Raw genomic sequence first — 13,234 nt, 5'->3', positions numbered from 1 at the left:
TTAAATTTTAACCCAGGCTCTCCAAGACTTTTAGCCCTAGCTAGTATAATTCCCCAGCTGCTGTTCTTCGACCTGATTCTTGCCGAGAAGGAGATCAAGTCAAAAAAAGAACCCTTGCCAAAATCTGAAACTGGCTCTCAAAGGGTAAGTGCAGTCATAACTTCTACTGTTTCTCCCGCTTGTATGGTAGTTTTACCCTGGGGAATTATGGCTAAAGCATTAGTACCCGCTAAATTAATTAAATTAGCCGAATTGTGTTGTCCGGGAGCAAGTTGAAATTGATAAACTCCCTCGATAATTTCTATTTTTCCCCAGAGATAAACTTCTCTTTGCCCCTTAGATTTGAGAGTATCGCGGGTGACAACTCGCAGAAATTTGTTCTGATAATCTGTCAATCCCGATAATTTTTTAATGGCCATTTGCACGAAGCGCCAACAGCAAACTAAAGCAGAGACGGGATTACCGGGGATACCAAAGTAAATACAACCGTTAGGAAAAGTAGCAAAGGTTAAGGGTTTACCCGGTTGAATAGCAACGCTGCCAATCAGAATTTCTCCCCCTAATTCCCCTAAAATTCCCTCGATATAATCGTAATCTCCCACAGAAACGCCTCCAGTGGAAAGGACGATAGCACTAGAATTAATGGCTTTTTTGATAGTTTCTCTGAGAAGATCAGGATTATCTTTTATTATACCTAAAGGCCTGGGAATTGCCCCTAAACTGGCGACAAATGCCGTTAAAGCATAGCGATTCGAGTCAATAATTTGACCTTTTTGTAGGGTTTCATCGGGATTAATTAATTCATCTCCCGTGGAGAAAATTGCCACTTGGGGACGGGAAAAAACTGTCAATTCGGTAGCTTGTGCCGTGGCTAAAACCGCCATTTCTGGGGAATTAAGGGCAATACCGGCTTTTAATAGGGTATTTCCCGCTCGATAGAATGTGCCGCGTTGACGCACGAAAAGACCTATTTTTTCGGGAGGGATAAGAATCGCCACTCGCTCCCCTTGTTTTTGAGTATTTTCCTGCATAATAATCGTATCACTGCCGGCGGGTAACATCGCTCCGGTAAATATTCGCGCTGTTTCTCCCGGTTGAATAATTTTTTCGGGGACTTTGCCGGCGGGAATTTCGGCGATAATCTTTAAAGTAACGGGATTTTCTGGGTTAGTGTCTTTGACATCTTCGTAGCGGACAGCATAGCCATCCATAGCGGAATTATCCCAATAGGGAAAGTCTAAATCACTGCTGATATCTTCGGCTAAAATGCGCCCAAAAGCTGCCCCTAGAGAAACTTTTTCGGTTGGGTGTTGGGGTTGAATTTGAGTTAAGATTATAGATTCTGCTTCTTTGACTGAGTACATGGATTAAAAAAATGAACCGATTAGCTAGATTAAGGGTGGAAGATATACAAGCTTGGCTCGGGGAAGTGCATTTATCGGATAGGAAGGGTCAGACTCCCTATTATATACCGGTTTTGAAGCAAGTTAATCCTGAGGTTTTCGCTCTCCAGATTCACTGTCTTGAGGGGGAGATTTTGTCTTGGGGAGATGAAACTGTAACTTTTCCTTTGATGAGTGTGATTAAACCTTTTTTGTTATTATATCTTTTAACTCATTTAGGGGAAGATGCTGTTTTTCGTCGCGTGGGAAAACAAGCTTCTAGTTATCCTTTTAATTCCTTAACTCAACTGCAAGAGGATCGAGGTTTTCCCCGTAATCCTATGATTAATAGTGGTGCGATCGCATTAGCGGATTTATTAGCAGGAGAAACGCCAGAATCTCGCTGTAAAAATTTGCTTTTATGGTTAAATGAAATGGGTAATTGTCAATTATTTATTGATCGCTCTGTCCTTGATTCTGTCCACTCCTATCCTAATACCCACAATCAGGCTTTAAGCTTAGAATTAGAAAAAAATGGTTATATCAGTCATCGTTATTTAGCTCTAGAAACCTACAATCAAATCTGTTGTTTATCTGGAAAAATTGCCGATCTTGCTAATTTAGGTAAGTTGATTTTAGCTGCTCCTTTTGGCGAAATTATTCTAGAAATTATGACTAATTGTGGACTCTATGAAGCTTCCCAACAATTCGCCCTTGAGGTAGGGTTTCCCACTAAATCGGGAGTTAGTGGAGCTTTGTTATCAATTGTACCAAAACAGGGAGCGATCGCTTGTTATAGTCCCCTGTTAAATGAGCAAGGTAATTCAATTTTAGGACTTAATTTATTAACACACATAAGTCATTTTGTCAAGTAAATTTAATCTATGAAAATAAGCTTTAATTCCTCAAAAAAATACCGATACTTTTTCTGATTTTTCTGGTCAAGTACCGTGAAACCCCGGAGGGATAAAGTTCATTTTGTCAAGGATTGTTAAGATGCGCTTACCCTGATAATTCCAGTGATCAATTGGCTATCCTGATCATCTCTGGTGATTTTCCCGCAGCATAAATATCCCACATTGTCCGATAAGCTTTTTCTAAATTGCGGGTAAAACGAAGGGTATCAAATAACGGATAAGTCAGACGATTTTGTGCTAGTTTCTGTTTAATTTCGTGCAATTTATCAGGAGATTTTGCTAAATTAATCGCTAAATTTTTATACTCCTCTAAATTCTTAGTAATTAATTCAGGTAGGCCAATAGCTGTCAGTAAACTAGCACCAACACGGGAAGGAAAAGTCTCCTCCAAACAAGTTATAATCGGTAAACCTGCCCATAAAGCATCACTCCCAGTAGTATGAGCATTATAGTATAAAGTATCAAGAAATAAATCAGCTAGTTGATGCCGCGCCAAATGTTCCGACTTAGGTTCGAGATGGGCAAAAATTAAGCGATCGCCTTCAATTCCTCGCGCTTTTGCTTCCCGACGTAGATTTGCTTCAGCTTCAGCTACTCTCGAAAATAACCATAATACACTACCTGGAACATTGGCCAGAATTTCCATCCAGACAGTGAATATTTGCGGCTCAATTTTATAGGTATGGTTGAAACAACAAAAGACAAAACCCGATTCAGGAAGACCATACTGGGAACGAGTAACCGGTTTAGATGATATGATTTGTTGATAATCATTAGCCTGATAACTATCTGGTAAAATTACCAATTTTTCAGTAAAATTATCAGCAGATTCCGGTGGGGTAACTATGGCATCACCAATAATATAGTCGATAAAATCTGCTCCCATTGTCCCCGGATAAACCAAATAATTAACTTGAATCGGTGCCGGTTTTAAAGCCAATATTTGCGTCCGCGCTTTATCAATATATCCCATCAAATCAACTAAAATATGCACCCCATCATCAAAAATCCGTTGTGCAGATTCCGTAATTGATAAAGTAGCAATATCATAAAAGTGATCGCAATCATTGGCAATGCGACGACGATACTCACTACCATCATCAGGACCATAGGAATAGGCAATTATTTCAAAGTTATTGCGATCATGTAAACCAAAGACACTTTGCATCAAATGACTGGTAGGATGATTACGAAAATCATGGCATAAATAACCTATTTTTAATCGTCCAGATCGGGTGCGTGAATGGTTAAAATTGAGTGGTTTAGTCACTAAGGCTAATTGTCTTTTAACCTCTTGAGCATAGTTACAAGCTACTTTTAACTGTTGACTAGCAGACCAAGGTTTATATAAGCTATCAAAGGGAGTTACTGCGGTAGATTTTCCCTCTTGTAACTGGTTTTCGGTTAATTGCCAAAGTTGGATTAAATCAGCTTCTCTTGTCTCCCAATTACAAGTCATTTACTTCATGGAAAATAAGCAAGCGAAAGCCTCTGGTGAATTGGGTTGAATGGCTAAAGCTTGCTTAAATACGCTCATAGCTGCTTCTACTTGGTTCTGTCTTCCTAACGCTAAAGCTAAACTATTATAAGCTTTAATATACTTAGGATTAAGTTTAATTGCTGTTTGAAAATAAGCGATCGCTTCTTCAGTCTTTCCCTGGAGTTGTAACACATTGCCTAAATTAAAGTGTGCCTCTGGATAATTAGGGTTTTTCCTGATTGCTTCTTGAAACTTTACCGCAGCATCCCCTAACTTATCCTGCATTTGTAAGACTAAACCTAAATTATTCTCAGCAAAAGCATAGTTTTGATTGCTACGAATAGCTTGGTTAAAGCAAATAATAGCCTCGTCTAAATTTCCCTTGCTAACTGCTATTATTCCTAAATTATTGTGAGTTTCTGCATAATTAGGGTTAATAAGTAAAGCTTGTTTATAAGCTAAAATAGCCTGATCAATTTGTCCTAAACTATCCATAATTACCCCCAACTGATGCCAAGCGGCTGCATATTGGGGAGATTGATTAATTAATTGTTGATAGAGAGCGATCGCTTCTTCAAGCTTAACCTGTTTTTGCAAGGTGTATGCTTGCTGATAAAGGGTATCTGCTGGCGAAGTATCAGGCTGATTATTTGCTAGATTTCCTCCAACTAAAGGAGAAATAGGATCAAGAGTAATAATTTTACTGATGTCATCATTTTGAAATCCTAAAGCTTGGGGACGTTTAACTCCTTCTAAGACTTGTATATCATAAAGTTCAGTCACTTCACCTTCTAAGCGTATCCAGTGAACAACTTCACCTGTTTTCAAGTCAATAATTAGCAGACCACAGCGAGGATCTGCTTCTTTAGCCATTAAATTATCATCTAAGATTAACCCCGAAAAAGTCTTATCTACCCCACGATTTTTAGATAATCCAACAATGGCATAATTTCCGACAAATGCTAAACCACGCAGAAAACCAGGACAAAAAGTAACAGGCTCAAAAATGCCTTTGTCTTGATCAATATAACCAAAGTAACCCGTACCCGCATTTAATAACCATAACTTACCCTGATAAAATCGGGGAGAATGAGGCATAGATAAACCAGTAGCAATCACTTCATTAGACTGAATATCAATGACACAACCGCCAGTTTGTCTTCTGTCTCTCCACCCATCCACCACATCTGATTGACTACAAGCGGTAACATAACGCGCCTTCCCATCTACCAAAGCTAAACCATTGAGATGACAACGATCTTCATTGACTAAAGCGGAAATAAACGACGGTTTCCATAGAGGAATGCAACTATGGCGATCGCTGACTGTTGCCAGACAATTTAACATGGTACTGATAAATATAATTCTTTTAGATAGATTTTCTATTGCCAAATCGTGAATATCTAAATCCCCAGTAGTATAACTAATGCGGGGGATATAAAGTTTATCGTAACCATCATAAAGTTGTTCGGATAATAGCACATTATCTAGTTGCCAGATTTGATAGCGGGAACTAAGATAAATCCTTTCTGGGGTAGCATATAAACCCATGGCGCGGTCAAATATACGCTCAAATCCGGACATCCCCCTTTGAGGGTTAACTCCTAAAAACATCAGTCGAGAACTTTGATAGGTAGTAAAAGCCAGACTAATCTGCTGAGACTCTAACCAATCGATGAAGTTACGGGAAGCAATTATCTCTACGGGAATAGATTGATTAGTATTGGGAGTTGATTGATTAATCATAACCACAAAGACACAAAGATTAGTCAGTAGGGTGTGAAGCGCGATAGCATAACGCACCAATTTAATGATAGAGGTGGTGCGTTACGGCGGCTTGTTAATTTTGGTTTTTTGACGGAATTGATAGCCGCAAATACGCACAGTGAAGCCTGTAGGGTATGAAGCGCGATAGCGTAACGCACCAATTTAATGATAGAGGTGGTGCGTTACGGCGGCTTGTTAATTTTGGTTTTTTGACGGAATTGATAGCCGCAAATACGCACCCTACACCTAAATTAGGTGTGTCAGTCCACTACGATTTATGTTTTTGTTTGAGTGCGATCGTTTATAATCAAAATATCATTATTTTGGGGTAAAAGAAAAATGCGTAAACAGACCATTCAATATACATCATCTTTAGATGCTTTGATTGCTGTTGCCAAGCGACTTAGCGTTTATGAGAACCAACATAAAATGGATTCCGAAGATTTTTATAACCAATACAATCAGGGAACATTATCAGATGATATAATATTTATAGAATGGGCAAACGATTATCGTCATTACCTTGCTTTGCGTCAAGAATTAGAACAAATATTAAATCATGCTGCTTAAACTTTTATCTGATTACCTCAATCAAGTAGAGCAAGCAATTGTGCAGTCAGTAGGGTGTGAAGCGCGATAGCGTAACGCACCAATTTAATAATAGAGGTGGTGCGTTACGGCGGCTTGTTAATTTTGGTTTTTTGACGGAATTGATAGCCGCAAATACGCACCCTACGCCTACTTAATTAAACAAAGAAATTACCCACTGTAATGCTCCCTAAAGCAGGTAAAGTACCAGTAAATCCAGTGATATTTATTAATAAATCATTGCTGGATTGGAAGCCAGCCGTGCTATCATTAATAACGAGGTAAGTTCCAGCTATCGCACCGCTTGTTACTTGCACTAAGGCGGCACTATTAACCGCTAATTCTTGATTACCTGTAGTGGCTCCATTGGCATCAGTAAATACCTGATTGATTAAATTCTGTAAAGTGGTGACAGTGCTATCAGCAGCGCGACTGAAACTACTAGGCGCATTCATGGCGAGTCCGCCTTGAGTTAATAAGTCAATTTTATCACTATTGATGGCAAAATCCGTAATTTGATCGCTTGCTGCTATGGTAGATTGGCCAAATTGGAAGATGAAGATATCTGCACCTAAACCACCTACCAAAGTATCAATTCCGGCTGCCCCATTGAGGGTATTATTACCACTATTACCAGTAATAATATTGTTGCTATTGTTACCTGTACCGTTAATATTGCTAGTATCAATTAGTGTGAGGTTTTCTATATCCGGGTAGTCAAGTAAAGTCCGATTATCACTGCTTTTCAAAGTATCAGTAATGATAACTTCTGCCTGCCCTCCCTCAGGATTAATGATAGCATTAGTCGGATTAGACAAGGTTACTTTAAAGGCTTCATCAGGTTCATTGAGGTCATCATTGAGTATGGGAATTTCAATAGTAGCAGCAGAAGTATTAGCGCGAATTTCCAGATTTCCGGTTGTGCTAGTGTAATCTAACCCGGCGGTAGCGTTAACGGGTGTAGTAGTATAGTTGACGGCAATTGGATGTAAACTGGGAGTTTCGACTATGACGGTGAGAATTGCCTTAGTATAATTTTGATCTTTGACAATATCTTTACCTTCTACAACAGTGATAATGATGCTGCTTATAGATATTTGGGAAAACTCGTCATTAGTAATCGTTCCCGTTGCAGTTTTCGTCGTACCTACTGTATAACCAGTCCCAGAAGCAACAGTTAATACGACGTTTTCATCCAGTTCAATAACAGAATCCGTCATCGGGTCTATTATTACTGTCGCAGTATCAGAACCAGCAGCGAAGGTGACAGTATTATTAGTCCCAGTGCGAGTGTAGTCGGTATTGAGAGTAGCAGTCCCTCCGAGGGTGTAATTGACTGTTAAAGCATTACTGGTTACTCCAGTACGGGTGAAGGTATAAACGAGATTACCTGTCCCGTCTTCAGTAACACTTGCAGGAGAGACAGCAATAGTGATACTGGGAGTGTTATCATTATCTTTAATTGTTCCCGTTGCAGTTTTCGTCGTACCTACTGTATAACCAGTCCCAGAAGCAACAGTTAATATGACGGTTTCATCCAGTTCACCGATGGTGTCAGCCTTGGGAGCAACAGTTACTGTCGCAGTATCAGAACCAGCAGCGAAGGTGACAGTATTGTTAGTTCCGGTGCGAGTGTAGTCGGTATTGAGAATAGCAGTCCCCCCGACCGTGTAATTGACTGTCAACGCATCAGTTGTTGGTCCAGTACGGGTGAAGGTATAAACTAAGTTGGTTGTCCCGTCTTCGTTAACAATGGTGGTAACGATGGGAGTATTATCATCATCATCATCAACAGCAAGAGTAATACTAGGGACATCGTTATCCTTAATTGTTCCCGTCACTGCGGTGGTCGTACCTACTGTATAACCGGTCTCAGAAGTAAGAGTTAAAGCGACGGTTTCATCCGGTTCAATAATGGTGTCAGGAGTGGGGAGGACGATTAAGGTGGCAGTCGCTAAATTCGCCGCAAATATGATACCTGTAGGAAGAGGATTGTAATCAGTTCCATTAGTTGCTGTCCCACCAATACTGTAGTTAACCGTTAAAGGATTTGTTGTCGGACCTGTACGAGTGAAAGTGTAGATTAATAATTCGGTTCTCCCGTCTTCGATAACACTACTGGGAGAAACCTCAAGAGTAATATAAGGAAGACTTTCATCGGCTTTAATCGTCCCCGTCACTGCGGTGGTCGTACCTACTCTATAACCGGTCCCAGAAGTAAGAGTTAAAGCGACGGTTTCATCCGGTTCAGCAGTTGTGTCAGCAGTGGGGTCAACCGTTACGGTAGCAGTCGCTGAACCAGCAGCAAAGGTGACAGTATTGTTAGTCCCAGTACGGGTGTAGTCGGTATTGAGAGTAGCTGTTCCTCCGAGGGTGTAATTGACTGTTAAAGCATTACTGGTTACTCCGGTACGGGTGAAGGTATAAACGAGATTACCTGTCCCGTCTTCAGTAACGCTTGCGGGAGAAACTGCTAAGGTGACATTGGTATCATCATTGGTAATTGTCCCGGTAACTGCGGTGGTCGTACCTACCGTATAACCTGTCCCCGCAGCGATGGTTAAAATGACAGTTTCATCTGGTTCAACTGTTGTATCAGCAGTCGGATTTACAGTTACGGTCGCAGTAGTAGCATTAGCTGCGAAATTCACTGTCCCTGTTGTACTGGTATAACTGGCTGCACCAGTTTGAGTGTAATCTGTGCTAAAAGTAGCTGTTCCCCCAACTGTATAGTTAGCGGTTAAGGCGCTGGTAGTAGAACCGGTACGAGTGAAGGTATAAACTAGATTTGTTGTCCCATCTTCTGTCACACTACTGGGAGCAACCGCAAGGGTGATACTGGGAGTGACAGGACTATTCGTAATTGTCCCGGTAACTGCGGTAGTTGTCCCAACTGTATAACCTGTCCCAGAAGCAAGAGTTAAAGCAACAGTTTCATCACTTTCTACTGTTGTATCAGCAGTGGGGTCAACGGTTACCGTCGCAGTCGCTGAATTAGCAGCAAAGGTGACGCTGGTGGGAATAGAAGCGTAATCGGTTCCATTGGTTGCTGTCCCACTAATACTGTAGTTGACGGTTAAGGCGCTGGTAGTAGAACCGGTACGAGTGAAGGTATAGATGAGATTAGCTGTCCCGTCTTCTGTCACGCTTGCCGGAGAGACAGTAAGCGTAATACTGGGAAGGGTGGTGGAGGGTTGACCGATGATTCCATCACCATTAAAGTCTTGTTGGAAGTTGGTTTCTTGGCTGAAAGCTTGGGTTGAGTTTAATCCCCACCCTCCAGTGGAAGATTGCCAATTCCAATTGCTATCTAAATTCCATATATATAGAAGGTTTTGTGATGTATTCCTCAAGAGGACTTGGTTAATTCCATTAACGGTTTCTGCGGCTAAGATTTGCCAACCAGGGTAGGTATTTGTGGTAATATGAGTGGCACCATTTTTGATGGCGATGGGGTTATTATTGCCAATTTGGGTGTAAAGTTTATTAGTTGTGTCTTGGACTAATTTGGTGTTACCGAAGGCTTCGATTGGGGTGACACTGGTAGCGGGGACATTAGTAATCGTCCCGGTAACTGCGGTAGTTGTCCCTACTGTATAACCTGTCCCAGAAGCAAGAGTTAAAGCAACAGTTTCATCACTTTCTACTGTTGTATCAGCAGTGGGGTCAACGGTTACGGTAGCAGTGGATGAACCAGCAAGGAAATTCACTGTCCCGGTTGTACTGGTGAAAGTTGCTGCACCGGTTTGAGTGTAATCTGTGCTAAAAGTAGCTGTTCCCCCAACTGTATAGTTAGCGGTTAAGGCGCTGGTAGTAGAACCAGTACGAGTGAAGGTATAGATGAGATTAGCTGTCCCGTCTTCTGTCACGCTTGCCGGAGAGACAGTAAGCGTAATACTGGGAAAGGTGGTGGGTTGACCGATAATTCCATCACCGTTAAAGTCTTGTTGGAAATTAGTTTCTTGGTTGAAAGCTTGGGTTGAGTTTAATCCCCACCCTCCAGTGGAAGATTGCCAACTCCAATTGCTATCTAAATTCCATATATATAGAAGGTTTTGTGATGTATTCCTCAAGAGGACTTGGTTAATTCCATTAACGGTTTCTGCGGCTAAGATTTGCCAACCAGGGTAGGTATTTGTGGCAATATGAGTGGCACCATTTTTGATGGCGATGGGGTTATTATTGCCAATTTGGGTGTAAAGTTTATTAGTTGTGTCTTGGACTAATTTGGTGTTACCGAAGGCTTCGATTGGGGTGACACTGGTAGCGGGGACATTAGTAATCGTCCCGGTAACTGCGGTGGTTGTCCCAACTGTATAACCAGTACCCGCAGTAAGAGTTAAAATAACAGTTTCATTACTTTCAATAGTTGTGTCAGCAGTGGGGTCAACGATTACCGTCGCAGTCGCTGAACCAGCAGCAAAGGTGACACTGGTGGGAATAGAAGCGTAATCGGTTCCATTGGTTGCTGTCCCACTAACTGTATAGTTAACAGTTAAAGCATCAGTGGTTACTCCGGTACGGGTGAAGGTATAGACTAAGTTAGCTGTCCCGTCTTCGGTAACACTTGCGGGAGAAACTGCAAGAGTAATACTGGGAAGAGTCGGACTAGAAACATAGCCAAAATAACTAGCAGTTAGACTTAATGCTGTTTGATTGTTGATAACCGCAATCAGTTCATCTGGTTCGCTGCCAGGTTTGTTGATGTAGAGTTTAGTATTAGAACCAGAAACCGATAACAGATAGTCACCACTTGAACCCCGTAGTTGAATTATATCATCAGTGGTGTTAAAGTCGGCAATTGTCGCGTAGTCGTTATCACCGGGAAGGGTGCTATTACCGTCATCATAGAAGGTCTTTGTCGTATCTGCAAGGATAAAGCGATCGTTTCCCGTTCCTCCTTGTAGATAATCAGATTCTCCTGTACCGTTATTGGTTCCTTGTAGAGTATCATTACCATTACCCCCATAAATTCCACCGTAAAAGTTTCCAGTCCAACCTTGCTCATTTCCTGCTCCTCCCAACAACACATCATCGCCATCTCCACCTTCTAGGAGATCCTGTCCATCATTGCCATTTAAAGTATCATTGTCATCACTACCATTTAAACGATCATTACCAAGTCCAGAGATGATAGAGTCATTACCACTACCGCTATCAATTATACTATTATTGCCACTGATAGCACTGAGGTTAAGAACATCATTGCCACTACCAGTGGTAAGATTAATAATTTCAATAGATTGGAAGGTGTCACCAACTGAAGATGTGCCGTTTGTAGTAGTTGTATAGGTGACAGTAACAGTTGTCGTTTGACTACCATAGTTTAATAACAGGGTGTCAATACCTGAACTACCGTTAATAGTATCGTTCCCGTCTCCGGGATCGAGATAATCATCTCCTGAACCCCCGTCTAAGCTATCATTACCATTACCCCCATAAATTCCACCGTAAAAGTTTCCAGTCCAACCTTGCTCATTTCCTGCTCCTCCCAACAACACATCATCGCCATCTCCACCTTCTAGGAGATCCTGTCCATCATTGCCATTTAAAGTATCATTGTCATCACTACCATTTAAACGATCATTACCAAGTCCAGAGATGATAGAGTCATTACCACTACCGCTATTAATTATACTATTATTGCCACTGATAGCACTGAGGTTAAGAACATCATTGCCACTACCAGTGGTAAGATTAATAATTTCAATAGATTGGAAGGTGTCACCAACTGAAGATGTGCCGTTTGTAGTAGTTGTATAGGTGACAGTAACAGTTGTCGTTTGACTACCATAGTTTAATAACAGGGTGTCAATACCTGAACTACCGTTAATAGTATCGTTCCCGTCTCCGGGATCGAGATAATCATCTCCTGAACCCCCGTCTAAGCTATCATTACCATTACCCCCATAAATTCCACCGTAAAAGTTTCCAGTCCAACCTTGCTCATTTCCTGCTCCTCCCAACAACACATCATCGCCATCTCCACCTTCTAGGAGATCCTGTCCATCATTGCCATTTAAAGTATCATTGTCATCACTACCATTTAAACGATCATTACCAAGTCCAGAGATGATAGAGTCATTACCACTACCGCTATTAATTATACTATTATTGCCACTGATAGCACTGAGGTTAAGAACATCATTGCCACTACCAGTGGTAAGATTAATAATTTCAATAGATTGGAAGGTGTCACCAACTGAAGATGTGCCGTTTGTAGTAGTTGTATAGGTGACAGTAACAGTTGTCGTTTGACTACCATAGTTTAATAACAGGGTGTCAATACCTGAACTACCGTTAATAGTATCGTTCCCGTCTCCGGGATCGAGATAATCATCTCCTGAACCCCCGTCTAAGCTATCATTACCATTACCCCCATAAATTCCACCGTAAAAGTTTCCAGTCCAACCTTGCTCATTTCCTGCTCCTCCCAACAACACATCATCGCCATCTCCACCTTCTAGGAGATCCTGTCCATCATTGCCATTTAAAGTATCATTTCCATCTAACCCGTAGAGACGATCATTTCCTGATGTACCTGTAATATCGTCATTCCCTGGCGTTCCTGTAAAATCCGCCTGTTCTACTTGAATACTTTCCCCATTTACTATAATTGTTGTCTGGTCATTCTCTGCTCGTAAAGCCTCCAAGATTGCCACATCCAGACTGTTACCTTGAACCAACTCCGCAAAAATTGCCCCCTCATCTCCGGCGCTATCCACCTGATTAATTTGAGCATCCACATAATGCCCAATTTCTTCTAAAATTACGTTAATTATCGTTGCTGACGAAGCTGTATTTAAAAAAGATGCTGATAGATAAATCTTATTCTTACTGCTGGAATAGGCACCATTCGCCGTTCCCAAAACTTCATCACTGAGTACCTCAATCGGGGGAATTTGACTAAAATTTCGGCTTTTCCACTGCTGTCGTAATTGCGTCGCCTTAACCACATCATAACTTGTGCCAAAAGCGGTGACCAAATTCGCCCAAAAACCATCAGATTGAGCAAAATCGAACAAAACATCGTAAACAGCAGGAAAAATCGGCAAAAGAGAAGAAGTCATGACATTAACTGTAAAGGTTTATTGCTAACA

The 13,234-nt window shown here is 41.3% G+C and carries 4 protein-coding genes and 1 pseudogene; 2 read left to right on the top strand and 3 right to left on the bottom strand.

The genetic code is table 11. The annotated features are described in order from the left end of the window. Nucleotides 1-137: 137 nt before the first annotated feature. A complete protein-coding gene (gene glp, locus B5D77_RS08760; protein WP_008202919.1) occupies nucleotides 138-1,364 on the bottom strand; it encodes a gephyrin-like molybdotransferase Glp in 1,227 nt (408 codons plus the stop codon). Nucleotides 1,365-1,375: 11 nt separating this feature from the next. On the opposite strand from glp, the gene B5D77_RS08755 reads away from it, so the two are divergent. After that, nucleotides 1,376-2,257 (top strand): glutaminase, encoded by an 882-nt coding sequence (locus tag B5D77_RS08755; RefSeq protein WP_008202921.1) that lies wholly within the window; start codon nucleotides 1,376-1,378, stop codon nucleotides 2,255-2,257. Nucleotides 2,258-2,405: 148 nt separating this feature from the next. On the opposite strand, the pseudogene B5D77_RS28035 reads toward B5D77_RS08755, so the two are convergent. Next, nucleotides 2,406-5,525, bottom strand: a pseudogene (locus B5D77_RS28035) (TIGR03032 family protein). Between the two features lie 360 nt (nucleotides 5,526-5,885). Between B5D77_RS28035 and tumA the strand changes: the two are divergent. Further along, nucleotides 5,886-6,116: an antitoxin TumA gene (tumA, locus tag B5D77_RS08740; RefSeq protein WP_002771674.1), complete on the top strand. Its 231-nt coding sequence runs from the start codon at nucleotides 5,886-5,888 to the stop codon at nucleotides 6,114-6,116. Between the two features lie 176 nt (nucleotides 6,117-6,292). Here tumA and B5D77_RS08735 read toward each other — a convergent pair whose 3' ends face one another. Next, entirely contained in the window at nucleotides 6,293-13,204 is a 6,912-nt protein-coding gene (locus B5D77_RS08735; protein ID WP_106908653.1) for a Calx-beta domain-containing protein, read from the bottom strand. Nucleotides 13,205-13,234 lie beyond the last annotated feature (30 nt).

The organism is Microcystis sp. MC19 (assembly GCF_003019735.1).
Classification (GTDB): domain Bacteria; phylum Cyanobacteriota; class Cyanobacteriia; order Cyanobacteriales; family Microcystaceae; genus Microcystis.
The sequence above is the reverse complement of the archived record's forward strand: the minus strand, read 5'-3'. Positions and strand labels throughout refer to the sequence as shown.

Excerpts from the sequence above, each read along its gene's own strand:
- glp (WP_008202919.1), bottom strand. The coding sequence starts at position 1,364 with ATGTACTCAGTCAAAGAAGCAGAATCTATAATCTTAACTCAAATTCAA.
- B5D77_RS08755 (WP_008202921.1), top strand. The coding sequence starts at position 1,376 with ATGAACCGATTAGCTAGATTAAGGGTGGAAGATATACAAGCTTGGCTC.
- tumA (WP_002771674.1), top strand. The coding sequence starts at position 5,886 with ATGCGTAAACAGACCATTCAATATACATCATCTTTAGATGCTTTGATT.
- B5D77_RS08735 (WP_106908653.1), bottom strand. The coding sequence starts at position 13,204 with ATGACTTCTTCTCTTTTGCCGATTTTTCCTGCTGTTTACGATGTTTTG.